The 21,954-nt window shown below is 70.8% G+C and carries 22 protein-coding genes; 10 read left to right on the top strand and 12 right to left on the bottom strand.

All coding sequences use genetic code 11. The annotated features are described in order from the left end of the window. Positions 1-9: 9 nt before the first annotated feature. Both EDD27_RS33480 and EDD27_RS33475 read right to left on the bottom strand, forming a co-directional pair. A complete protein-coding gene (locus EDD27_RS33480) occupies positions 10-3,411 on the bottom strand; it encodes a protein kinase domain-containing protein (protein WP_127935941.1) in 3,402 nt (1,133 codons plus the stop codon). A 127-nt stretch (positions 3,412-3,538) separates the two neighbouring features. Then, positions 3,539-4,042 carry a shikimate kinase gene (locus tag EDD27_RS33475; RefSeq protein WP_241564392.1) on the bottom strand — a complete coding sequence of 168 codons (504 nt, stop codon included), beginning with the start codon at positions 4,040-4,042 and terminating at the stop codon, positions 3,539-3,541. Positions 4,043-4,080: 38 nt separating this feature from the next. Between EDD27_RS33475 and EDD27_RS33470 the strand changes: the two genes are divergently transcribed. Both EDD27_RS33470 and EDD27_RS33465 read left to right on the top strand, forming a co-directional pair. Next, entirely contained in the window at positions 4,081-4,362 is a 282-nt protein-coding gene (locus tag EDD27_RS33470; RefSeq protein ID WP_127935940.1) for a hypothetical protein, read from the top strand. Positions 4,363-4,375: 13 nt separating this feature from the next. After that, positions 4,376-4,759, top strand: coding sequence for a ChaB family protein (locus EDD27_RS33465; RefSeq protein ID WP_127935939.1), 384 nt, complete (start codon positions 4,376-4,378; stop codon positions 4,757-4,759). Between the two features lie 25 nt (positions 4,760-4,784). Here EDD27_RS33465 and EDD27_RS33460 read toward each other — a convergent pair whose 3' ends face one another. Both EDD27_RS33460 and EDD27_RS33455 read right to left on the bottom strand, forming a co-directional pair. Further along, entirely contained in the window at positions 4,785-6,611 is a 1,827-nt protein-coding gene (locus EDD27_RS33460; protein WP_127935938.1) for a transketolase, read from the bottom strand. Positions 6,612-6,884: 273 nt separating this feature from the next. After that, the gene (locus EDD27_RS33455) at positions 6,885-7,838 is read right to left on the bottom strand and encodes a TIGR03557 family F420-dependent LLM class oxidoreductase (RefSeq protein ID WP_127935937.1); all 954 of its coding nucleotides are present in this window, start codon (positions 7,836-7,838) and stop codon (positions 6,885-6,887) included. Positions 7,839-7,908: 70 nt separating this feature from the next. On the opposite strand from EDD27_RS33455, the gene EDD27_RS54725 reads away from it, so the two are divergent. Then, positions 7,909-8,058 carry a GPGG-motif small membrane protein gene (locus EDD27_RS54725; protein WP_164903902.1) on the top strand — a complete coding sequence of 50 codons (150 nt, stop codon included), beginning with the start codon at positions 7,909-7,911 and terminating at the stop codon, positions 8,056-8,058. A 228-nt stretch (positions 8,059-8,286) separates the two neighbouring features. On the opposite strand, the gene EDD27_RS33450 is transcribed toward EDD27_RS54725, so the two are convergent. The 3 genes from EDD27_RS33450 to EDD27_RS33440 are packed head-to-tail and all read right to left on the bottom strand — an operon-like array spanning position 8,287 to position 10,312. After that, positions 8,287-9,027, bottom strand: coding sequence for a metallophosphoesterase family protein (locus EDD27_RS33450; protein WP_127935936.1), 741 nt, complete (start codon positions 9,025-9,027; stop codon positions 8,287-8,289). Then, complete coding sequence (locus EDD27_RS33445) at positions 9,011-9,259, bottom strand: BON domain-containing protein (RefSeq protein WP_127935935.1); 249 nt, start codon at positions 9,257-9,259, stop codon at positions 9,011-9,013. Before EDD27_RS33445 ends, EDD27_RS33450 begins: the two co-directional genes overlap by 17 nt. Positions 9,260-9,304: 45 nt before the next feature. Then, positions 9,305-10,312 (bottom strand): DNA topoisomerase IB, encoded by a 1,008-nt coding sequence (locus tag EDD27_RS33440; RefSeq protein ID WP_241564391.1) that lies wholly within the window; start codon positions 10,310-10,312, stop codon positions 9,305-9,307. Positions 10,313-10,366: 54 nt separating this feature from the next. On the opposite strand from EDD27_RS33440, the gene EDD27_RS33435 reads away from it, so the two are divergent. Then, on the top strand, positions 10,367-10,624 hold the full coding sequence (locus EDD27_RS33435) for a hypothetical protein (protein ID WP_127935934.1): 258 nt from the start codon (positions 10,367-10,369) through the stop codon (positions 10,622-10,624). 7 nt (positions 10,625-10,631) lie between these two features. Further along, positions 10,632-11,648, top strand: coding sequence for an SDR family oxidoreductase (locus tag EDD27_RS33430; RefSeq protein WP_127935933.1), 1,017 nt, complete (start codon positions 10,632-10,634; stop codon positions 11,646-11,648). A gap of 61 nt (positions 11,649-11,709) precedes the next feature. Here EDD27_RS33430 and EDD27_RS33425 read toward each other — a convergent pair whose 3' ends face one another. Beyond that, the gene (locus EDD27_RS33425; RefSeq protein WP_127935932.1) at positions 11,710-12,195 is read right to left on the bottom strand and encodes a DUF1360 domain-containing protein; all 486 of its coding nucleotides are present in this window, start codon (positions 12,193-12,195) and stop codon (positions 11,710-11,712) included. 70 nt (positions 12,196-12,265) lie between these two features. On the opposite strand from EDD27_RS33425, the gene EDD27_RS33420 reads away from it, so the two are divergent. Continuing rightward, positions 12,266-12,862, top strand: coding sequence for a nucleotidyltransferase (locus tag EDD27_RS33420; protein ID WP_127935931.1), 597 nt, complete (start codon positions 12,266-12,268; stop codon positions 12,860-12,862). Here the strand turns inward: EDD27_RS33420 and secA2 are convergent. From secA2 to EDD27_RS33405, 3 genes are all read right to left on the bottom strand, one after another. Continuing rightward, entirely contained in the window at positions 12,859-15,009 is a 2,151-nt protein-coding gene (gene secA2 / locus EDD27_RS33415) for an accessory Sec system translocase SecA2 (RefSeq protein WP_241564389.1), read from the bottom strand. The two genes, EDD27_RS33420 and secA2, sit on opposite strands and share 4 nt — an antisense overlap. Positions 15,010-15,149: 140 nt before the next feature. After that, positions 15,150-16,091, bottom strand: a complete 942-nt coding sequence (locus EDD27_RS33410; protein WP_127935930.1) for a DMT family transporter — start codon at positions 16,089-16,091, stop codon at positions 15,150-15,152. Positions 16,092-16,275: 184 nt separating this feature from the next. Then, the gene (locus tag EDD27_RS33405; RefSeq protein WP_164903901.1) at positions 16,276-17,097 is read right to left on the bottom strand and encodes an SAM-dependent methyltransferase; all 822 of its coding nucleotides are present in this window, start codon (positions 17,095-17,097) and stop codon (positions 16,276-16,278) included. A 307-nt stretch (positions 17,098-17,404) separates the two neighbouring features. Between EDD27_RS33405 and EDD27_RS33400 the strand changes: the two genes are divergently transcribed. The 3 genes from EDD27_RS33400 (at position 17,405) to EDD27_RS33390 (ending at position 19,267) form a co-directional block, all read left to right on the top strand. After that, on the top strand, positions 17,405-17,749 hold the full coding sequence (locus tag EDD27_RS33400) for a PRC-barrel domain containing protein (RefSeq protein WP_127935928.1): 345 nt from the start codon (positions 17,405-17,407) through the stop codon (positions 17,747-17,749). A 96-nt stretch (positions 17,750-17,845) separates the two neighbouring features. Beyond that, positions 17,846-18,220, top strand: a complete 375-nt coding sequence (locus EDD27_RS33395; RefSeq protein ID WP_127935927.1) for a VOC family protein — start codon at positions 17,846-17,848, stop codon at positions 18,218-18,220. A gap of 153 nt (positions 18,221-18,373) precedes the next feature. Further along, positions 18,374-19,267, top strand: a complete 894-nt coding sequence (locus EDD27_RS33390; protein ID WP_127935926.1) for a DMT family protein — start codon at positions 18,374-18,376, stop codon at positions 19,265-19,267. 213 nt (positions 19,268-19,480) lie between these two features. Here EDD27_RS33390 and EDD27_RS33385 read toward each other — a convergent pair whose 3' ends face one another. Beyond that, the gene (locus EDD27_RS33385; protein WP_206641778.1) at positions 19,481-20,845 is read right to left on the bottom strand and encodes an FAD-dependent monooxygenase; all 1,365 of its coding nucleotides are present in this window, start codon (positions 20,843-20,845) and stop codon (positions 19,481-19,483) included. An 86-nt stretch (positions 20,846-20,931) separates the two neighbouring features. On the opposite strand from EDD27_RS33385, the gene EDD27_RS33380 reads away from it, so the two are divergent. After that, on the top strand, positions 20,932-21,519 hold the full coding sequence (locus EDD27_RS33380) for a TetR/AcrR family transcriptional regulator (protein ID WP_241564388.1): 588 nt from the start codon (positions 20,932-20,934) through the stop codon (positions 21,517-21,519). The last annotated feature ends 435 nt before the right edge of the window (positions 21,520-21,954 follow it).

Here is a 21,954-nt window from a genome sequence, read left to right as displayed (position 1 = left end):
CGAAGGCCGTCAGCACACGTCCCGGTAGCCGCTCTCCGGGATCAGCCGCGACCACTCCGCCCTGCTCAGCGACCCGCCGGCCCGGGCGCACACCTCCTGCGCCGTCAGCGCGGGATCGACCGGACTCTCGCGTACGGTGCCGTCCAGCGCCACGCCACGCAGCCGCTTGCCGTCCTGGCTGAACGCCAGCCCGGCGGCCCACGAGGAGACCTGGCCGACCTCGCGCAACGTGCGCACCTCCCACAACGACGTCCGGGCGGCGTCGACGGCCAGCAGGTCGCCCTCCGGTGAGAAGCGCAGCTCATCCACCGCCGACGTGCCCGTCTCGATCGTGCCCAGCCGCGTGCCCCCGCGGATGTCCCACAGCAGCACCCGGCCGCCGTCCAGCCCGAACGCGAGCGTGCGCCCGTCGGGGGAGAAGGCGAGCGCGGTCGGCACGGGCGCGTCGGCCGTGGCGCCGGCGCGCAGGTCGAGCGGGGCGATCTTGCCGGTACGCAGGTCCAGCAGGTTGGCGCCGGCGGCCAGCGTCGAGCCGTCCGGGCTGAAGGCCAGCGCCAGGTCACCCGCGCCCTCGTACACCCTGACCCGTCGGGCCGTGCGCACGTCCCACGTCTCCAGGGTGCGGCCGCGCGCGGTGGCCAGCAGGTCGCCTTCGGGGGAGAGCGCCACGGCCAGCACGTCGCCGCCCGCGTCGATGGAGGTCACCATGGTGCTGCCGGCCACGTTCCACACGGTCACCGGGTCGCCGGCGACGGCCAGCAGGCGGCCGCCCGCGTCGAAGGCGAGGTCGCCTGCGGCCGTGATCCTGCCGAGCTTCCTGCCCTCCACGGTGTCGGTGAGCTCGATCGTGTTCCCGACCTCCTTGGCCGCGTACCTGCCGTTGCCGGAGAAGGCGGCGGCCGCGTGGTCGTGGGCCGGGGCGGGCAGGCCGGACACGTCGAGCGAGACGACGGAGCCGGTGCCGCTCAGGTAGCGCAGCGCCGTCCCGTCCGCGGAGAACGCCAGGCCGGGCTGGGGGTCGCGCAGCGGGTAGGAGCCGGCGAGCCGGCGCTCGGCCACGTTCCAGACCCGTACCTCGCCGTTTCCGGGCAGGGCGAGCAGGCGGCCGTCAGGGCTGAAGGCGGGGACGTCCGCCGAGGTGCCGTGGGGTGCCGCGGCCAGCCGCTGCGTGACGGCCCGTTGGGCGGCGGTCGTCTCCGGCCCATCGGCGCGATCAGCCGCGCGCAGCTCCGCGGCTCCAGCCTCGTCAGCCCCCACACCTCCGGTATCCGGGCGGCGGGTCTCCGTGGGATCCCGGCGGCGGGCCTGGGCCGGCGTGCCGTCGCTTCTCGCGTCCGGGCCGTGGGCGTCGGTGGCCGCCTTCGCCGGGTCCACCAGCGTGACCCCGTCGCGCCCGGCCACGGCCAGCACGCTCCCGTCCGGGCTGAACGCCATGGACGGCGCCGCCGCGTCCGCGCCGCGCAGCGGGCGGACCACGACGGTCGCCGTCTTCGTCCGGCCCGCCACCTCCCACAACTCCACCCGGCCGTCCACCCGGGAGACCGCAGCCCTGGTCCCGTCAGCCGACAGCGCCACCTTGCGGTCGGCGACCTCGAAGACAACCTGGTCGCCCCGGTAGACCCTGGTCCTGTCGCCCCGGCTGATGGCGTACACGCCCGCGGCCGGCGGGCGCCCGGTCGCCACGTCGAACGGCCGGCCGTCCACCCCCTCGGCGAACCGCCCGTCGTCGCTGAGCGCCGCGTTGCCCGGCGGCAGTCCGTACGAGGCCACGTGCCGCCCGGCCACCACGTCCCAGACCGTGACCGTGTCGACGTCCCATTTGACCAGCTCGTCGCCGCGCAGCAGGTAGCGGGCGCGCGAGTCGGGCGCGGGATCGGTGAACACGCCCAGCTCGGGTTGCACCAGGGAGGCCTGCAACGCCGCCCGCGCCTCGAACACCGGCGACATCCGCCAGGCGGCCACGCTCAGCCGCATCGCCGTCCGCGGATCGGAGGTCCGCAGTGCCTCCGCCCGAGCCGCCACGGCCCGCGCGTTGGCCTCGACGAGCTGCCCGCGCAGCTCGTTCTGGCCCTGCACGGAGACCACCGCCATCGACACCGCGACGGCCAGCACCGCGCCCAGCGTCGTCAGCACGGGGATCAGCAGCCTCCTGCGCTGCTTGGACAGGATCACGCTGTCGTTGATGAAGTCGCGTTCGAGCTGGTTGAGCCGCAGATGGCGGCGTTTGGTCGCGGCCCAGCCGAGCGCCGTGTCCAGCTCCTCGCCGCGGAAGAGGTGGCTCCTGCCGCGCCGATGCCGCGACCAGTGGGCGGCCGCCTCTCTGATGCGCCGGTGCGTCTGCATGCTCTCGCGCTCGTCCGCCACCCAGCCGCGCAACCTGGGCCAGGCCCGGTACAGCGCGGCGCTGGCGGGTGCCACGCGGCCGTCACCGACGGCCACCAGCTTGCCGACGGGGGTCTCGGCCGGCGGGACGCGGACGCTGCGGCGCACCAGGAGGCCGGCGTCCATGAGCGGCTGGAGCACGTCGCCCTCGTCGTGCGGGTTGTCGTCGTCCAGCAGGCGCAGCAGCAGTCCGGGCACCTCCTCCTGCTGCGCAGGGGTGAGCGCCAGGTACGCCTGCTCCGCCACCTCACCGAGCGAGCGCCGCCCCGCGTGACCCTCCGGCGGGTGGATCTCGGCCGTGCTCTCGAGGTGCAGCTCCTTCGCGACGGGACGGCCGGCCGGGTCCTTGGCCAGCGCCCGCCCGACCAGCTCCCGCAGCGGGTCGGGCAGCGTGCTCAGGTCGGGGTCCACGGTCAGCAGCCGGTGCATGACCCCGCCCAGGCTCTCCCCGCGGAACGGGTCGTGGCCGGTGGCCGCGAACAACACCACCGCGCCCCAGGCGAACACGTCGGCCGCCGCTCCCGCCTCCTGGCCGGTCAGCACCTCGGGCGCCAGGTAGGTGAAGCTCTCGTCCACCGACCCCGCGGCCGCGGGCTCCGGCAGACCCAGCTCGATCACCTTGGGACCGCCGTCCGCCAGCAGCACGCTCTCGGGATTGAGCCCGCGATGCGTCAGCCCCGCCTCGTGCAGCGCGCCCAGGGCGGCGGCCAGCGCGCCGGCCAGCGCGACCAGCTCGTCCCCCCGGTACGGGCCGTGCAGCTCGACCGCCCGCCGCAGGTCCGGGCCGTCGACGTATTCGCTCACCACGTAGGGCACGCCCGCGTCGACCCCGACGGCGACCACCTCGGCCAGATGGGGACAGGTCACCCGCTCGAAGCGCCGCCCGCCGCTCTCGCCGCGCGGCACCGTGACCGCGTACCTGCGGCCGTCGTCGTCGTAGGCGTCGTAGACCACGCCGCGCCCGCCCGCGCCGAGTCGGGCCGCCAGCCAGTAGCCGCCAAGCCTCTCCGGATCGCCGGGGACCATCATCACTGATGCTTAGATGCGTGGCGCGGTTCATTGGTTGTCCCGAAATGACGCCTCAGGTCCCCCGCGCGCCTCGAAGGACCCAGGCGTCATGATCATTATGCCAGGCCCGGGCACCCGCACCGTACGGTCACCGGGCCACAGGCTTGCCCAGCGCCTGCAGCACCGCGTCCCGCACCTGCTCGGGACGCAGGACCCCGACGTCGCACACCAGGTCGGCGACCTCGCGGAAGAAAGGCCCGCGGCGGGCCCGCATGGCCGCGGGGTCGAAGTCGGGGCGATGGTCACTGGAGTGCATGCGCTCGGCCAGCACGTCGTCGGAGGCGTCCACCCACACCACGAAAGGATCACGCAATGCCGCCCGCACCCGCGGGTCCTCGACCGTGCTGGCCGCCGCCGCGATCACCTTGGGCTCGCCGGCCAGCTCGTGGAGCACGTGCTCGGCCTCGTACCGGTGCAGTGTGTCGGCCCCTTCGCGGCGGGCGATCTGCGCGGCGGTGCCGCCGTACCGGGACTGCAGGAACGGGTCGCTGTCGCTCAACTCCAGGCCGAGCGCCTGCGCGATCAGCCGGCCGGCCGTCGTCTTGCCGGAGCCCATCAGCCCGATCACCACGACTGGTTTGTTTTTCGACATGTGGATAGAGGTTCCTTCGTGTCAAGGAGGTAAATCTGATGACCATCGCCGGAAGCATCATCCTCATCATGCTCGGCGCGATCCTCACCTGGGCCGTCGAATTCGATCTCGCCGGCCTCGACATCAACGTCGTGGGGGTCATCCTCATGCTCGGCGGACTTGTCGGACTCCTGTTCGGCATATACAGGATCACCGTCACCCGTAGGGCGGTCGGCCCGATCGACGAGCCGGTGCACCGCCACGACATCTACGAGGAGCCTGAAGCCCGCAGGACCACCGTGTACGAGGAACGACGCCACTACGACGAACCACCGCTGTAGGAGGTGAATCGGCATGCCTGCTGTTGAAGAACTCCCGTCGACCATCAGGCGTTCGCCGAAGAAGGCGCAGACCACGTGGATCAAGGCGCACGACAATGCCGTGGAGCAGTACGGCGAGGGCCGCCGCGCCCACATGACCGCGTTCGCCGCGCTGAAGCACTCCTTCGAGAAGGTCGGCGACCACTGGGAGCCGAAGGCGAAGAAGGGCCCTTCCGACAAGGGCGCGACGGACCGCTCCGGTCGCACGGCCGAAGGCGTGGACGCCAACGCCAGCAAGGAACATCTGCAAAGCGTGGCCGCCAGGCTCGGCGTCCGCGGCCGGTCCAAGATGACCAAGCAGGAGCTGGTCGGCGCCATCAAGAAGGCCAACAGGAAGCTCACCGCCAAGGCGCGGTGACCCCGCCCGTGAACGAGACAACCGATCACAACAACCGCTTGACCGCCGCGGCGATTGCGTGGCGGTCAATGCGTGCGTCGGCCAGTTGCTCCTCCGGCGTCGCGGAGCCGGGCAGCCCCGCCACCCCCAGCTTGATCACCCGCGGGCCGAGCTCGCTCACGGCGTCCATGACGGCGTCGCCCAGCCCGCCTTCCAACCGGTGATCCTCGACCGTGATCAGGTTGCCGGTGGTGGTGGCCGCCTCGGTCAGCGCCGCCGCGTCGACCGGCTTGACCGAGTACAGGTCGATCACTCCTACCGGGACTCCGGCGCCGGCCAGCTCCTCGGCTGCCGCCAGCGCCTCGTGCACGGTCACGCCGGCGGCCACGATCGTGGCCCGGTCACCGGGGGAGTGCCGCAGCACCCGCGACCCGCCGACGGGGAAACGTTCGCCCGGCTCGTAGATCACCGGCGTGCTGCCGCGCGTGGTCCGCAGGTAGGACACGCCGTCGACGTCCGCCATCTCAGCGACCAGCGCCGCCGTCTGGTTGGCGTCGCACGGATAGAGCACGGTGCTGCCGTACAGGGTGCGCAGCATGGCCAGGTCCTCCAGCCCCATCTGTGACGGACCGTCCTCCCCGATCGCCACGCCCGCGTGCGAGCCGACCAACCGGATCGAGGCCCGGCTCACCGCGGCCATCCTGATGAAGTCGTGCGCCCTGGTCAAGAACGCCGCGAACGTGGCCGCGTACGGCTTCCACCCCCGCACCTGCAGCCCGACCGCCGCGGCCACCATCTGCTGCTCGGCGATGTACATCTCGAAGAACCGCTCGGGGAACGCCGCGCCGAACGTCTCCGTCTTGGTCGAGTCCGCGACCTCGCCGTCCAGCGCCACCACGTCGCCCCTGGCCGCGCCGAGCGCCTTGAGCGCCTCCCCGTACGCCGTCCGCGTGGCGACCGAGTCGCCCACCTTGTACGCGGGCAGCTCCAGCCGCCCGCTGTCGAACCGGTGCGGCGCGGGGGCGGCGTCCGGTTCGCGGACCACGACCCGCACGTCCCGCGGCCCGCCCAGCTCCTGGACGGCCTTGCCGGGATCCTTCAGCGCCTTGCCGTGCGCGCCCTCGCGGTTCTCGACCTCCACCACGCCTTCGCCCTTGCGGGTCTTGGCCAGGATCACGGTCGGCCGCCGTCGCTGGTTGCAGGCGTCGCCCAGCGCGAAGTCGATCTGCCCGGGGTCGTGCCCGTCGATCTCGATCGTGTGCCACCCGAACGCCCCGAACCTGCGCGCGTACGCTCCGGTGTCCCATCCGTGCCTGGTGGGGCCCCGCTGGCCGAGCCGGTTCACGTCGACGATGGCGGTCACGTTCGCCAATCCCTCGTCCCCGGCGTGCTCGGCGGCCTCCCAGATCGACCCCTCGGCCAGCTCGCTGTCGCCGCAGAGCACCCAGACCCGGTAGGGCAGCCGTTCCAGCCGCCCTGCCATGGCCACCCCGACGCCGACCGGCAGCCCTTGACCGAGCGATCCGGTCGCCACGTCCACCCAGGGCAGCCGGGGGGTGGGATGGCCTTCCAGCCGGCTGCCGCGCTTCCTGAACGACAGCAGCTCCTCGTCGTCGATGATCCCCGCCGCTTTGTAGAGGGAGTAGAGCAGGGGAGAGGCGTGTCCCTTGGAGAAGATCAGGTGGTCGTTGGCGGGGTTGCCGGGATCCTTGAAGTCATAGCGGAGATGGCAGGCGAACAACACGGCCATCAGGTCGGCCGCGGACATGGACGAGGTCGGATGGCCCGACCCGGCCGCGGCGGCGGCCCGTACGGAGTCGACGCGTAGCTGCGCCGCCAGCTCGGCCAGGTACTGAAGATCGCGCTCAGGCATCATGACCTCCTCGATGCGGTTCCTGGCCGCCTACCCCCTCCGGACCGCTTAACTCGACCCGCCGGACTCCTCGACGCCCTCCCGCAGAGGCCCCCCGCCGACCCCGGTGCTCTGCCCGATGGCCCTCCGCCGGCCCTCGGCCCTCTCCTCCGAGGCCCCGTCGCTGCTCGTGGCCCTCGTCCAAGACCCATTGCCCGGCCCTGGCCCTCGTCCGAGGACCTTCGCCGGCGTGCGGAGGCGGTGGCAGTCGCGGGTAACGTGCGGAAACGGGGGCTAACGGACCCGCGGCAGGACCTCACGCGCGTAGAAGTCGAAGAAGGCGTCCTGCTCGTCGCCGATCTGGTTGACATACACCTCGCTGAACCCCGCCTCCACGTACTGCCGGATCGCCTGGACATGGACCTCGGGATCCGGGCCGACCGGGCTGCCGTTGACGGCCTCCTCCTCGGTGACCGACTGCGCGAGCTGCTCGAAGTGGCGCGGCAGCGGAAGGATCTGCGATGCCTCCCCCTTGATGCCCTGCGTAGGCCACAAGCGATGCACGGTCTTGCGCGCCGCCGCCTCGTCGGTGGCGTAGCAGGCCTTGAGTCCGCCCAGCGTCGGCTTGCCCGCACCGCCCGCCTGGCGGAACGCCTGCACCGACTCGGCGTTCGGTGCGGTGGAGATGTAGCCGTCGGCGATGCGCCCGGCCAGCTCCGTGGACTTCTGTCCGAGCCCTGACATGACGATGGGCGCGGGCTCGTCCGGCAGCGTGTAGAGCCGGGCGGTGTCCACCCGGTAATGGCGGCCCCGGTGCGTGACCAGCTTGCCGGTGAACAGCTCACGCATCAGCTCGACGGCCTCCTCCAGCATCTCCAGCCGCTCGGCGAGCGGTGGCCAGCGGGACTCGATCACGTGCTCGTTGAGCGCCTCGCCGGTCCCCACGCCGAGCCGGAAGCGGCCGCCGGTCAGGGCCGCCGTGGTGGCCGTGGCCTGGGCGATGACGACCGGGTGGGTGCGGATGAGCGGGCAGGTCACGGCGGTGGTGATCGGCAGAGACGTGGCCTCGGCCAGGGCGCCGATCACGGACCAGACGAACGGTGACTCTCCTTGCTCGTCGAGCCACGGGTGGAAGTGGTCGGAGATCCACAGGGCCTCGAAGCCGGCGCGTTCCGCGCTCTTGGCCTGCCGTACCAGCTCTTTGGGGCCGTGCTCCTCGCACGACAGGAAATAACCGAATGTCGTCATATGTTTTTCCCTGCCCCTTGCTGCGGGGGAAAACATGTTAAGTGGCTGACCCTCAGGGCAGTTGCAGGCCATGGCTACTTTGCTCTGGATCATCGCGGTAATCCTCGTCATCGCCGGGATCTACGTGATTCTGGCGCGGCGCGACATTCTGTGGGGGATCGTGCTGATCGTCCTCGGATTCCTGGTCGGGCCCGGCGGGGTCAGCATCTTCAATGTCTAGGGGCGCCGTTCGCCCGGTCCCCTGTCCATCGGCCGCTGGACCGATCCTCGAGAACGGTCCAGCGGTTCTCTAGCATTGCTGAAATATCATGAACAGCGCACCTCAATGCCGCTTTGCCGGGCATGGGTGATGCGTGAGCAAGTACCGTAGCGAGGCCATACTCGGCGAGGCCACCGCCCGGCTGGCAACCCAGATGAACATCCGGCCGGGCGAGGCCGCGCAGGTCCTCTAGTAGGCCTCCGACTCGCCCATGCAGTAGACGCCGTACGCCCGGCCCAGCACCGGCAGTGCCACGTTGCGCACCCTGATGCCGCCCGGCGTCATGCCCTTCTCACTGCCCTTGTGCGCGTGCCCGTGCACGATCAGGTCGGCGCCGGCCGTGTCGACCGCCTCCGCCAGCAGGTAGCTGCCGAGGAAGGGGTAGATCTCCGGCGGCTCGCCCTCCAGCGTCTCCTTGATCGGGGAATAGTGCGACACGACCACGCGGTGGTCGGCCGCGATCTCCTTCAACGCGACCTTCCACGCCTCGGCGATGTAGCGGGTGTGGGCCACGAAGTTCTTGATCTCGCGCTCGCCGAACTCGCTCGCGCACTTGCCGGCGAACCCGCCGCCGAAGCCCTTCCCGCCGACGACCCCCAGTTTGTGCTCGCCGCACTGGACCACGGCGCCGTCGTCGTCGAGCACGATGACTCCGGCGTTGCGGAGCTCGCTGGCGATCTCGTACTGCAGGTCGGAGTGGTAGTCGTGATTGCCGAGCACCGCGACGACCGGGATGGTCAGGCCGCGCAGCTCCTCGGCCACCACCTTGCCCTCCTCCAGCGTGCCGTGCCTGGTCAGGTCCCCGGCCAGCAGGAACACGTCGGCGCGGTCCTCGATGCCCTCGAGTCTCTTGCGGTATTGGCCGCGTACGTCCTCTCCCAGGTGGATGTCTCCTACGGCCGCTATGCGCAGGTCAGTCAAGGCGCTCATCCTCCCCTGGCTCGCTGTAGTCCACGACCTTGATCTCGTTGTGCAGCCGGAGCTCGGGTGCGGCCTCGTGCGCCACCTGGCCGAGCCGTTCGCGCTGCTCGGCCCCGCTCACCTGACCACGCAGGAACAGCTGGTCGCCTCTTATGTCCACGCGAATTCCGAGCTCGTGCGTGCGTCCGTCCTCGGCCAGCGCCTGCTGGACGCGGGCCGCGACGTACTGCGGAGCTTCCATCGCTCGCCTCCTTCATCTGTCGCCGCATGCCCGGGCACGAAACGCTCAAACGGTGCGAATCAGGTCTATGACCGCCCGTTCCACCGTGCCCGCCGTCGCCAGCTGCCCGAAATCGGCGTCCGCCCCGAGCTCGGTCAGCGCCGCGGCGATGGTCCGGTCCTGGTCGTACGCCTCCACGACCCGCGGGTCCACGTACGACGCGCGCGCCACGGTGGGCGTGTTGCCCAGGTATTCGGCGACCTCCCGCATGACGCGGGTGACCGCTCTGTTCTTCTTGACCCGCCCCTCCCTGCCGGCCGGTGTGGACACCGCCAGCCCCACGGCGGCCAGGACCGTGGCGTGCCAGGTGCGGAAGTCCTTGGCCGTGACCTCGTACCCGATGGTCTCGCGGAGGTAGTCGTTGATGTCCTCGCTCCTGACGTCGGACCAGCCGCCCGCGTGCCGGTAGCGCAGCAGCTCGCCGTCCACGCCGAGCGCCTTGAGCGAGCGCAGCACCGCGCACACCGCGGGGTCGGCCACCTCGACCTCGCGCGCGACGTCGCCCTTGGCCTGGTAGGAGCAGAGGGCGATGCCGTTGACGCAGGTGACGTGCTCCATCCTGAGCGTGGCCAGGCCGTAGGTGTCGTAGCTCTCGCCGCCGATGCGGAAGAAGCCGATGTCCAGCAGGCGCGCGGCCGCGGCCAGCACCCGTGATCTGGTCAGGCCGCGTCCCTGGAGCTGGTCGTCCACGGCCTTCCTGAACGCCGGCAGCCGCTCGGCCACGTCCAGCACGTGGTCGAACTTGGCCTGGTCCTGCTGTTCGCGCCACACGTCGTGGTAGCGGTACTGCCTGCGGCCCGCCGCGTCCGTGCCCACGGCCTGCAGGTGTCCGTACGGCGACGTGCAAATCCACACGTCGGTCCAGGCCGGGGGGATGGCCAGCGCCTTGATCCGCGCCAATGTGGCGTCGTCGCGTATCGGGCGGCCGTCCGGCCCCTCGTAGCTGAACCCCCGCCCGCGGCGCCGCCGCACGATCCCCGGCTCACTCTGATCACTGGGATGCAGCTCCGGCACGAAGGGCGGCTACCCCGGACGTTAGGCGGCAAACAGGAAGGGCAGGTGAGCGCCATGTCTGATAAGGGAGAGTGGCACGAGGAGCGGGACCGCAAAGGCCACGCCATGGTGCCGGCCACACCGCGCGACGTGGTGCACATCAGGGTGGGCTCGTTCATGCTGGTGTTCCTGTTCGCGTTCGCAGTGCTGGGGGTCATCACCCGGGCGCCCGTCATGACGGGGGTCGCCGTCGCGCTGGCCATCGCCACGGTGATCGACATCGTGCTGGCCGTACGACGCCAGAAGCAGCGCAGCAACGGAGAGGCGGGCTGATCTCGACATGGCACCACTTCGAGGGCGCGTTGTTGTGGTGACGGGCGCAAGTGGCGGGGTCGGCAGGGCGGTCGTGCGCGAGCTGGGGCGGCAGGGCGCCGAGGTGGCGCTGATCGCGCGCGGGACCACCGGGCTGGGGGCCGCCGCCGTGGACGTGGGCGTCGCGGGCGGCAGCGGTCAGGTGTACGAGGCGGACGTGGCGGACTACCACCAGGTGAAGCAGGCGGCCGAGCGCATCGAGGCGGAGGTGGGCCCGATCGCGGTCTGGATCAACACCGCCTTCTCCAGCGTCTTCGCCAAATTCACCGACATCACCCCGGAGGAGTACGAACGCACCACCGCGGTCACCTACCTGGGCTACGTCTGGGGCACCAAGGTCGCCCTCGACCTCATGCGGCCGCGTAACGAGGGCACCATCGTGCAGGCAGGTTCGGCGCTGTCGCAGCGCGGCATTCCGCTGCAGTCGGCGTACTGCGGCGCCAAGCACGCGATCAAGGGCTTCACGGAGTCCGTCCGGACGGAGCTGATGGCCGAGCGCAGCAACATCCACGTCACGCTGGTGCAGTTGCCCGCGCTCAACACTCCGCAGTTCGAGTGGGTGTTGTCCAAACTCCGCCGCCACCCGCAGCCGGTGCCGCCGATCTACCAGCCGGAGGTGGCGGCAGGCGCCATCGTGTACGCGGCCGAGCATCCCGAGCGCAAGGAGTACTGGGTCGGCACCCCCACGGTCGCCACCCTGCTGGCGCAGCGAGTGGCGCCGGCGCTGGTGGACCGGTACGTGGCGCGGACCGGCATACAGTCCCAGCAGACGAACGAGAAGCCGCCGAGCGGCGTGTCCAACTTGTGGGAACCGGCGGACGAGGACACGGACTACGGTGCTCACGGCGCGTTCGACCAGCGCTCCCACGGGCGCAGCCCCCAGCTGTGGTTGTCCCGGCACCGGCGGCCGGTCCTGCTCGCCCTGGCCGGCGGCGCGGCCGCCGCCACCCTCACCGCCCTGCGCCGCGCCACCGCCGGGTCTTGATCCACGGAACCTTGATCTACGGAACAGCCATGGACGGCTTGATCCACGGACCCTCCGCGGGCTAGGACGCCGACTTCATGAGCTTGGCATAGGCGAGGTGCAGCCAGTCCGAGATCGCCACCGCCGTCATGGTCGCCCCTACGAGCCGGGTCGCCTTGGGCGCCAGGACCAACCCGGCGGCGTACCCGGTGGCCACCCACTGCGCGATGCAGAACGGGCAGGCGATCAGCTCACCGATCGCGCCGCGCGGGCTCTCCTGGACTTCGGAGGGCCCGCCCTCGCCCTCGTACCGGGTGAAGGGAGCACGCAGGGGGCTGGTGACCGGATCCTTGGCGAGCCGCCGCGAGACTTTGTGCGTGCATGCCGCCATGAGCAGCAGGTCCAGCACCCCGATGTGATCGGGAGCCCGCCGTCCGGCGATCGCCGCCGAGAGGGCGGCCACGGCGACCGTTCCGCCGTACGCGCCGAGGATTCCGACGTATCCGCCGAGCGGCCGATCGTGCTCGCCCTCGTACGCCTGCTCCGTCTTCGTCAGCATTTCGGTCATACGGGTTGGCGCTACCCTCAGGGCCGCCCATGCAACGTCTACTTGGGGATCGTTTGGGTAGCCCGACCACATGAGTAGCCATGGCCACGCGGTCACCGACGCCATCCTTGACACGCTGAAGCGTGCCAGCTCCGGGCTGAAGGATGCCGGAGTGAAGTTCGCGCTGGCCGGGGGCTGTGCCGCATACGCGAGAGGCGCCGCGCCCTCCCTGCACGACGTGGACTTCGTGCTCACCGAACATGACGTGCCGGCCGCCCTGGAGGCGTTGCGCGCGATCGGTTTCCAGACCGCCAAGCCGCCGGAGGACTGGCTGGTCAAGGCGTACGACGAGGGCCGGCTGGTGGACCTGATCTACCGGGTCTCCGACATGCCCATCACCGAGGAACTACTCGACCGGGCCGAGCCGCTGAAGGCGTCGGCGGTGATCGTCCCCGTGCTGGAGGCCACCGACCTGGTCATATCGTGGCTGCTGCCGCTGTCGGAGCACGCCTGTGACTACGGGGCGCTGCTGGCCCAGGTGCGCGCGATGCGTGAGCAGGTCGACTGGCCTCGGGTGGCGGCCGTGACCGCGGACTCGCCGTACGCGGCCACGTTCATCACCCTGCTGGAGCGGCTCGGCGTGCTGAACGGACCGGTCGAGCCGTCCGGCGACCCCAAGTGGCCCTAGCCGCGCCGCGTGGCCGCCGTCACCCGCCGCAGGATGCGGTCCCACTCCGTGCCGAACGGGTTGTCCTGCACCAGATACGTCCACGTCGCCTGCGGCCGCTTCAGCTCCCGCTCCGGCTCCTCGAACGCCTCCAGCGACCGCCGCTCCACCTCGGCGAGCAGCGCTTTGTACTCCGCCACCGCCTCGCGCTGGAACTCGTCGATCGGGCTCATCCGGCCCAGCGCTCGCAGGTGGATGCCCTCGCGCAGGTCCGTCAGGAACGCCAGGTGCTCCGTCCAGCAGGTGTCGATGGCGTGCAGCACGATCTGGCGGGCGGTCTCGTCCCTGGTGTCCTCGGGCAGCGACTCCCACCGCTCGGGATCGGCCGCGGCCAGGGCCTTGGCGGCGGCGTCGCCGTGCAGGACCTTGTCGCGCCACTCCATGATCAGCTCGCGCTGGTGCTCCAGCAGACGGGTGTAGCGCCACGTGTTGCGGTGGATCTCCAGGTTGACGCCCTCGGCGACGCGCTGCGCGTGACCGACGAGGTACGCGCCGCGCCGGTGGCGCACGATCCCGTCGGGGTCCGCGGCAGGCGGGCGCTCGTCCGGGACGAACTGGGTGATCAGGTCGTCCTGCATGCTGACGAAGAACACCGAGGCGCCAGGGTCGCCCTGGCGGCCGGCGCGGCCACGGAGCTGGTCGTCGAGCCGGCTGCTGGCGTGGCGGCCTGAGCCGATCACATAGAGCCCGCCCAGCTCGGCCACGCCCTCGCCGAGGCGGATGTCGGTGCCCCGGCCGGCCATCTGGGTGGAGACGGTGATCGCGTCACGCTCGCCGGCCTTGGCGATGATCGCGGCCTCTTCGGCGTCGTTCTTCGCGTTGAGCACGACCGGCTCCAGGCCGCGCCGCTGCAGCAGCTTGGCGAGGTTTTCCGACTCGGCCACGTCGAGCGTGCCGATGAGGATGGGGCGGCCCGTGGCGTGCGCTTCCTGGATCTCCTCGACCAGCGCCGCGTCCTTGTCCGGCGCGGTCGGGTAGATGCGGTCCGGCTCGTCCTCCCTGATGCACGGGCGGTTGGGCGGGATCACGGCGACCTTGAGCCCGTAGAACTCGCCCAACTGCTCGCTGACGGCCACGGCGGTGCCCGTCATGCCGCAGATCTGCGGATAGCGGCGGATCAGGCCCTGCACGGTGATCGAGTCGAGGATCTCGCCCTTCTCACTGGGCGCCAGGGCCTCCTTGGCCTCCACGGCCGCCTGCAGGCCGTTGGGCCAGCGCTGCAGGAGCGCCACCCTGCCGCGCGAGGGGTTGATCAGCTGCACCTTGCCGTCGCGCACGATGTAGTCGACGTCGCGGGCCAGCAGGGCGTGGGCGTGCAGGGCCAGGTTGAGCTCGATCAGCGTGCCCGGCTCGTTTTCGTCGTAGAGCTCGACGCCGAGCAGGTTTTCCACGCTGTCGGCGCCCTTGGGGGTGAGGTAGACGTTGCGCGCCTGCTCGTCGATCTCGTAGTGGTACCCCCGGACGAGCTGCCTGACCAGGGCCGCCATCTCCGGCACCGCGTTGCCGGGGTCGGTGGAGCCGGCCATCACCAGCGGCACGCGGGCCTCGTCGACGAGCACGGAGTCGGCCTCGTCGATCAGTGCGACCTCGGGCGCGGGCACGATGATCTCGCTCGCGTCCGTGCGCAGCCGGTCACGCAGCACGTCGAACCCGATCTCGCTGACCGGCCCGTAGGTCACGTCCTTCGCGTAGGCCTCGCGCCGCTCCTCCGGCGTGGAGTTCTGGTCGATCCAGCCCACGCTCACCCCGAGAGCCTCGTAGAACGGGCCCATCCACTCGGCGTCACGCCTGGCCAGGTAGTCGTTGACGGAGATCACGTGGACGCGCTTGCCCTGCAACGCATATCCCGCCGCGGCCATGGCGCCGGACAACGTCTTGCCCTCGCCGGTGGCCATCTCGGCGACCTTCCCGTCGAGCAGCGCCAGCGTGCCGAGCAACTGCACGTCGTAAGGCCGCAGCCCAAGGGTCCGGTCGGCGGCCTCGCGCGCGACGGCGCAGAACTCCGCCAGGTCGTCCATGCCCGGCCTGGGCAGCTCATCAAGCTTTGCCACCCGCTCCGCACGGGCATCGGCCGCCTTGACGGTCTTCTGGTAGCCCGTCAAGGGCACGCCTCCCGGACGGTCCAGGAGGTTTTTGAATATTCCCTTTATCGAGGCCACAGTTCCTCCAACGCGCGCTGCGCCGACACCGTTCCCCCGTGTTCCGGGGCGGGCCGCCGTACCGGACCTTAACCCATCCGAGGGCCCACTCAGCCTGCTTCGGGCCGCGTCGCGAGCACGGCGACGGCGACGAGCAGCAACACGCACCCCGACCAGGCGAGAGGTGTGAGGTGCTCGCCGAACAACAACACGCCGAGCAGGGCCGCGCCCACCGCCTCGCCCAGGGAGATGATCGAGACGGTGGTGGCGTTCAGCGCCGTCAGGGCACGGAAGTACAGCCCGTACGCCAGCGCCGTCGGCACCGCGCCCAGGTAGACCAGCAACGCGGCCGTGGCCAGGCTGATCTCCGGCACCACGCCCTCCGCCAGCGCGAACGGCGCCAGGCACACCGCGCCCACGACGAACCCGCCGATCGCCGTGCCTCGCGGGTCGTCACTGTGGCGGCGGGAGAACAGCGTGACCCCGGCGTACCCGGCGGCCGAGGCCAGGGCGAAGCCGATGCCGGCGACGGAGGACGTACGGGCCTGCAGCGCGGTCTCGGCGGTCAGCAGGACGAGCCCGGCCAGGGCCGCGGCCAGCGAGGCGAGCGCGACCCTGCCGAGTCGCTCACGCAGCAGGAAACGGCTGCCCAGGGCGGTGAAGACGGGAGTGGCGCCCATCGTGACCACCGTCGCGACGGCCACGCCGGAGTGGGCGATCGCGACGAAGTACGCGGTCTGGTAGACGGCCATCCCGAAGCCGACCGGCAGCACGCGCCAGGTGAGCCGGGCGTGCTTATGGTCGCGCCCGCTTCGGCCTCCGTTGGCTCCTGCGTCGCCCTCTCCGGCCGAGCTCCTGCGCTCGGTCGTGGATGGGCGGGGGGTGAGGGCGAGCAAGAAGACGGCGCCGAGCAGGTAGCGCCAGAGGGACACGCCGACGGGGCCAAGCCCGCCGGTCTCGAAGAGGAGCGAACCGGCGGCGCCGCCGGTGCCCCAGGCGGTCGCGGCCACGGACACGTAAACAGCGCCCCGCCGGGCGGAGACAAGGGTCATGACTGGAGCTCTCCGATGGGAGTGGTGGGAAAGGGCCCGGTACGCGGGCAGCAGCCACTCCCGGATCAGTCAGACCCGGAAATTCAGGAAATGCCGCCCGCTACTGGGCGGGCGGCGGAGAGCAGATCAAACGTCGCGGCACAGCCCACACCTTAACGCCTCACGCTTGCAGGGCCACAACGCGTCACGCGTACGGCTTGCGGGCCACGCCCCCCAGCAGCAGTTCCTCCCAGGGCGCCAGAGGCCCTGGGATGCGCTCGTCGGGGTGCCATTCCGGCAGATGCACCACACCCGGCTCCACCGGCACCAAGCCGTCGAAGAAGCGGGAGACGGCCGTCCGCTCGCGGAAGTGCCCGGTGCCCATGGTCGCCTGGAGCAGCGCCTCCAGGGCCTTGGCCTGAGGACTGGGGGAGGCCATGAGGTGAGAGACGGCGAGGTGGCTGCCCGGCGCCAGCGCGGCCATGTACCGCCTGCAAAGCCCGTGCGGGTCCTCCTGGTCGGAGAACAGGTGCAGCAGCCCGATGGCCAGGAGCGCCGTGGGCTGCGCCGGGTCGATGAGCTTGGTCAGCGACGGGTGCCCGAGCACGGACTCCACGTCGCGGACGTCGGCGGTGATCGCGTCGGCGTTCGGGTTGCCGCTGAGTATCGCGCGGGCGTGCGGCTCCACCATGGGGTCGATGTCGACGTAGACCACCCGGCACCGGGGATCGGCGAACTGGGCGACCTCGTGCGTGTTCTCCACCGTGGGCAGCCCGGCGCCCAGATCGACGATCTGCCGGATGCCCGCCTCGCGGACGAGGAAGTCCACGACCCGGCCGAGGAAGGCGCGGCTGCACCAGACCAGGTTCACCACCTCGGGCACCGCGTCCTTCAGCCTGCGGGCCACCGAGCGGTCGGAGATGAAGTTCTCCATGCCGCCGAGCAGGGCGTCGTGAACGCGGGCCACGCTCGGTTGCTCCGGATCGACGCCGGGTGGAGCCCACTCGTGTGCGCTGCTCAGGCTCACGCGGCCCCCCTTCGGTCCGATGACGCGAATGGTATCCGTGCGGGGCCTTCGACGCCCGGTCTCGCAGGCGGTTGTCAGGAGAGTCAGGTCACCGTGTCGGCTGTCCCGCCACCAGGACGTCTCCTGCTGTTCAGGGTGGCTGTGGGGGACCACGATGCCGATGCCGACACAGCCGGAGAACGCTCTCCCCCTTACCCCCGGGGTTCGCGTCGCCTGCCTGCCACCGCTTTGCGAGTGGTTTACCGGCCCATGGCCGGGTAGCGGGAGCGTGCCCGAGAAGACGGAAGAAGAGAGGAAGAGAGCCCCTATGGAGCTCTGGGACTATCGACCTGACGTCTACGACCGCGGCCGGAGCCTCAACCTCGTGGGCTACCACGTGCAGGCGACGGACGGGAAGATCGGGACCGTCGACGAGGCGACGTACGAGGTCGGCGAGAGCTACATCATCGTCGACACCGGCCCTTGGATCTTCGGCAAGAAGGTGATGCTCCCGGCTCAGGTCGTCACGAGCATCGACCCTCAGGAGCGCAACGTCCACGTCGCGCGTACCAAGGCGGAGATCAAGGACGCACCCGAGTTCGACGAGGGCACGTTCAAGGAGCCCGAGTACCGCGCCCGGATAGGGGACTACTATGGCCGGTTCCCCGGGTGACGTGCGCGTGCCGTAAAGAAGGGCCGCGCCCCTTGCGGGCGCGGCCCTTCGCCGTACCTGACACAGGATGGCAGGTAAGCCTGGAAGGCTGAACCCATGACAACGAAAGCGAAGCTCCTGGCGTTCACCCTCGACTGCGCGGAGCCGAAGAAGCTGGCCGCGTTCTATCACGAGGTCACCGGCTGGGACATTCAGTACTCGGAGGACGAGTACGCGGCCGTGGGCGACGGCACCACGAACATCTACTTCGGCCGCGTCCCCGACCGCAAGCCGGCCGCGTGGCCCGGCCCGGACAAGCAGTTCCACTTCGACTTCCGGGTGCCGGACGTGGAGAAGGCGGTGGCGGAGTACATCGCGTTGGGGGCCGTCAAGCCGGAGTTCCAGCCGGGCGTCACGGAAGAGGGGACTCGCTGGATCGTCCTGCAGGACCCGGAGGGCCACCTGTTCTGCGTCTGTCCAGAGCCCTCCTGACCTGCGGCGGAGGGTGCGGACAGGGTACGTGTTCGTGCGGCCGGCGAGCGACATTCCCTCAATGATCCGCCAAAAGTATGATTCCACCGCGTCGCTCGCCTCCTAAGCTGGAGCAATGCTCTTGGAAGGATCCATGCCCCTACGTGGGCGATCATGACCTGGGTCGGCTTGATCATCGCCCTGGCGGGAGCGCTTGGATACGCGCTCGGAGCGGCCCTGCAACAGTACGAGGCAGTGGCCGAGGGAGCCTCGTTCAGGCTGGTGAGGCGCCCTCGCTGGTGGATCGGCGGAGTCATCGGGTTCACCGGGGCGTGCCTCCACGCCGTGGCGCTGAGCTTCGCGCCACTGGTCGCCGTCCAGCCGATCAGCGTTGCGACGTTGGTGTTCGCCGTGCCGCTGGCGGCGTTCATGTACGGGCGCAAGCCGTACAAAGCGGAGATCTTCGGCTCGATCGCGGTGGCCGTCGGGCTGCTCTGGCTGATGCTGCTGGTGCCGCACCACAGCGTGCCGCCCCGGCTCGGTGATGGGGCCGCACTCGGGTTCCTGGCCGTGATCGGTGCGATCGTCCTGGTCACGCAGGTGGGTGCGGCCCGCGTCCACGGCCCTGGGCGGGCGCTGCTGCTGAGCGTGGGGGCGGGGGTGGTCACCGCCAGTGTGTCGACGTTCGTACGGGTGGTCGGCGGCGGCATGGAGGGCGACTGGGGGCGGCTGATCCACTGGTTCACGCTCGCCGTGCCCGTGTTGCTGGTTTGCGCGGTGGTGCTGCTGCAGAGGTCGTACGCCGTGGGGTACTTCGGGATCGCGTACGCCGGTGTGCAGGTCGTCGATCCCATCACCTCGGTCCTCGCCGGGGCGCTGCTTCTCGGCGAGCCCTTGCCGACCAGCCCGTCCACCGCGGTCCCCGCCCTGCTGGCCAGCGCCCTCACCGTCGGCGGCACGATCACCCTCGGCCGTCTGGCCCCCGACCACACCCGCCCCGCCCCCGCCGAGGTCCCTCCGGCTGCCCTGTCCCCGCACCCCGTGACGGCGACCTCGGACGCGAACTGACCCACCCTCCCATCGGCGCCCGATCGAGCCGCTCTCACTAGGCTCGACCACCCCCGCGGAGCTCTTTCCACCGAGTTCCACGCGCCCGGCCGAGCCGGTTCCCGCCAAGCTCCACGCGCCCGGTCGAACCCGTCACTCCACGCCCGGTCCCTTCACCGATCCGGGCGCTCGGCACCTGCTTCCGGAACCGCAATCACGCCGAAACCGCGCCGATCATCGCCCTTGGAGCGGATGGCGGTCACCCATGTCCGACGCCGGACCCGACGCCGGCGCCGTCACCGGAGGGCGCCAGCGCAGCACCTCATCCATGGACCGCAACATCATGTCGGGCATGGACCTGGCAGCCAGGGACACCCCGAAGTCGCGCAGCCAGACCGCGACCGGGTTACGGACCTTGGTCATCCTGCAGATGCTCATCGACCGCTGCACGATCTTCGACGTCCGCCCCAGCCGGGCGGCGGTGTAGGCGCCGAGGTAGCCGGCAAGCGCCCCACGCCCATGACCCCACTCCCCGCCATCACCTTCGCCACTTGCCCCGGCCCCGCCGCGTCCCTCACGGTCGATGCCGCCGCCACCGTCGGCCCTGCGTACCCCGCCGTGGGTGCCGTCGAGCGTGCGTTCCTTGCCGTTGTGGGCTATGTCTTCTTCACCGGCGGGGAAGCCGGCCAGATGAGCGAGCACGACGGCGTCCTCGATCGCCTGGCAGGCTCCCTGTCCCAGATTCGGTGTCATCGGGTGCGCGGCGTCCCCCACCAGCGCCACCTTCCCGCGATGGAAGGCAGGCAGCGGCGTGTCGAAGGAATAGACGTCGTTACGGATGATCATCCCGGGATCGGCCGCCCGCAGCAGCGCGGGAATCGGGTCATGCCAGTCCCCGAACCTCCGCAACAGTTCCTCCCGTTCGTCACCGAACACGGTCCCCGCAGGCAGGACGTCGGTCGCGTACACGTACACAAGGTCGTGGGCCAGTGGCGTGACCCCGAACACGAGCCCCTTCCCCCAGCTCTCCGTGCTCCGGATGTCCAGGTCCCCGCGAGGTATGAGACCCCGCCAGGCCGTCACCCCTGAGTACGTGGGACCGGGGTGCTCCGGGAAAAGGGTCTGCCGGACCTTCGAGTGGATGCCGTCGGCGGCCACGACCAGATCCGCCCCAAGATCACCATCCTCGGTATGGACGATGCCCTCCTCGGCGTCCACCCCCGACACGCCGACGCCCAGCCGCAGCTGATCGGCCCCCAGCGCGTCCGCGAGCACCTCCATCAGCGTGGCGCGCAGCATGAGGACCACCGAGTCCCCGTAGCGGGCCTCCGCGGCGTCGGGCGTGGTGTGCACCAGCCACCGCCCGTCCGCCCTGCGAATCCCCACCTGCCCCTGGATCCTGGACAACGTGCGTATGTGATCTCCGAGCCCCAGCGTGTCGAGCGCCTTGAGGGCGTTGGCGGCGATCGCCAGCCCCGACCCCACCGGGTCGATCTTGGGTGCCCGCTCTAACACGGTCACGTCCCACCCGTTGCGGCGCAGCGCGATCCCGCTGGTCAACCCGCCGATTCCGCCGCCAATGACTACAGCCCTGGCCATCCCAGGACCACCTCCCAAACTACGTCTGTAGTCTCACCATACTACGCCTGTAGTTGGACCGCACTACCGCTGTAGTATCGGGTTCCGTGAAGCGCTCAGAGACCGTTGCCGACACGGCCATCACGCTGCTGGCCGAGCGAGGCATGCGCGGCCTCACCCACCGAGCCGTCGACGAGGCGGCCGGGCTGCCGCCCGGATCCACCTCCAACCTGGCCCGCACCCGCGCCGCCCTGCTGGAGCTGACCCTGTCGCGACTCACCGAGCTGGAGATGCGGGCGCTGGCGTCGGCGTACCAGAGTGAGGCGTTGGAGCTGTCGGACCTGCCCACCGTGATGGCGGAGGCGTTGCACATCCAGCTCCAGGACCGCAGGCGCACGCTGGCCCGGTACGAGCTGGCGTTGGAGGCGACGAGGCGACCCGAGCTGCGCGAGATCTACGACGCGGCGGGCCGCCGCTTCCGCGATCCCGCCGTCTCCCTGCTGGCCGCGCTGGGCTCACGCGATCCGGTACGGCACGCGCGCCAGCTGGTGGCCTTCGGTGAAGGGCTCATGTTCGACGCCATCGCCGGCGCCGGGGCCACGCCCACGTTGAACGAGCTCATCGAGGCCATGCGAGACCTCCTTGCCGGCATGCTCGGCACCACTGCCCCCAACTCACCGGCCCCTAGCCCGTAACCGGCCCCTAGCCCGTAACCGGCCCCTAGCCCGTAACCGGCTCCGCGTCCATCGGCTCGGCGTCCATCGGCTCTCTGCGTTCGCTGGCTGACTCGGCGCTGATCCGCTTCGGGCCCGGTCGTCCATCGGCTCGTCGGCCCAGCCCGGTGCGACGAGATGAGCTGTCCGACGCCTGCGGGCCTTGCGCCTGCATGCCACGCGCCGCACGCCGCACGTGCGTCCGCGCGCCTGTATGCCGCGCGCCGCGCGCTCCCGGTGCCATGCGCCGTGTGCCCGCGTGCCGTGTGCCCGCGTGCCGTGTGCCCGCGTGCCGTGTGCCCGCGTGCCGTGTGCCCGCGTGCCGTGTGCCCGCGTGCCGCATGCCGCGTCCGTGCGCCTGTGCGTTTTGCGCTCGCGGCGCCGTGCGCCTGTGCGCCGTGCGCCTTGCGCCTGTGC

The sequence above is a fragment of the Nonomuraea polychroma genome (assembly GCF_004011505.1).
Lineage (GTDB): Bacteria > Actinomycetota > Actinomycetes > Streptosporangiales > Streptosporangiaceae > Nonomuraea > Nonomuraea polychroma.
The sequence above is the reverse complement of the archived record's forward strand: the minus strand, read 5'-3'. Positions and strand labels throughout refer to the sequence as shown.

Excerpts from the sequence above, each read along its gene's own strand:
- EDD27_RS33480 (WP_127935941.1), bottom strand. The coding sequence starts at position 3,411 with ATGATGGTCCCCGGCGATCCGGAGAGGCTTGGCGGCTACTGGCTGGCG.
- EDD27_RS33475 (WP_241564392.1), bottom strand. The coding sequence starts at position 4,042 with ATGTCGAAAAACAAACCAGTCGTGGTGATCGGGCTGATGGGCTCCGGC.
- EDD27_RS33470 (WP_127935940.1), top strand. The coding sequence starts at position 4,081 with ATGACCATCGCCGGAAGCATCATCCTCATCATGCTCGGCGCGATCCTC.
- EDD27_RS33465 (WP_127935939.1), top strand. The coding sequence starts at position 4,376 with ATGCCTGCTGTTGAAGAACTCCCGTCGACCATCAGGCGTTCGCCGAAG.
- EDD27_RS33460 (WP_127935938.1), bottom strand. The coding sequence starts at position 6,611 with ATGCCTGAGCGCGATCTTCAGTACCTGGCCGAGCTGGCGGCGCAGCTA.
- EDD27_RS33455 (WP_127935937.1), bottom strand. The coding sequence starts at position 7,838 with ATGACGACATTCGGTTATTTCCTGTCGTGCGAGGAGCACGGCCCCAAA.
- EDD27_RS54725 (WP_164903902.1), top strand. The coding sequence starts at position 7,909 with ATGGCTACTTTGCTCTGGATCATCGCGGTAATCCTCGTCATCGCCGGG.
- EDD27_RS33450 (WP_127935936.1), bottom strand. The coding sequence starts at position 9,027 with ATGAGCGCCTTGACTGACCTGCGCATAGCGGCCGTAGGAGACATCCAC.
- EDD27_RS33445 (WP_127935935.1), bottom strand. The coding sequence starts at position 9,259 with ATGGAAGCTCCGCAGTACGTCGCGGCCCGCGTCCAGCAGGCGCTGGCC.
- EDD27_RS33435 (WP_127935934.1), top strand. The coding sequence starts at position 10,367 with ATGTCTGATAAGGGAGAGTGGCACGAGGAGCGGGACCGCAAAGGCCAC.
- EDD27_RS33430 (WP_127935933.1), top strand. The coding sequence starts at position 10,632 with ATGGCACCACTTCGAGGGCGCGTTGTTGTGGTGACGGGCGCAAGTGGC.
- EDD27_RS33425 (WP_127935932.1), bottom strand. The coding sequence starts at position 12,195 with ATGACCGAAATGCTGACGAAGACGGAGCAGGCGTACGAGGGCGAGCAC.
- EDD27_RS33420 (WP_127935931.1), top strand. The coding sequence starts at position 12,266 with ATGAGTAGCCATGGCCACGCGGTCACCGACGCCATCCTTGACACGCTG.
- EDD27_RS33410 (WP_127935930.1), bottom strand. The coding sequence starts at position 16,091 with ATGACCCTTGTCTCCGCCCGGCGGGGCGCTGTTTACGTGTCCGTGGCC.
- EDD27_RS33400 (WP_127935928.1), top strand. The coding sequence starts at position 17,405 with ATGGAGCTCTGGGACTATCGACCTGACGTCTACGACCGCGGCCGGAGC.
- EDD27_RS33395 (WP_127935927.1), top strand. The coding sequence starts at position 17,846 with ATGACAACGAAAGCGAAGCTCCTGGCGTTCACCCTCGACTGCGCGGAG.
- EDD27_RS33390 (WP_127935926.1), top strand. The coding sequence starts at position 18,374 with ATGACCTGGGTCGGCTTGATCATCGCCCTGGCGGGAGCGCTTGGATAC.
- EDD27_RS33385 (WP_206641778.1), bottom strand. The coding sequence starts at position 20,845 with ATGGCCAGGGCTGTAGTCATTGGCGGCGGAATCGGCGGGTTGACCAGC.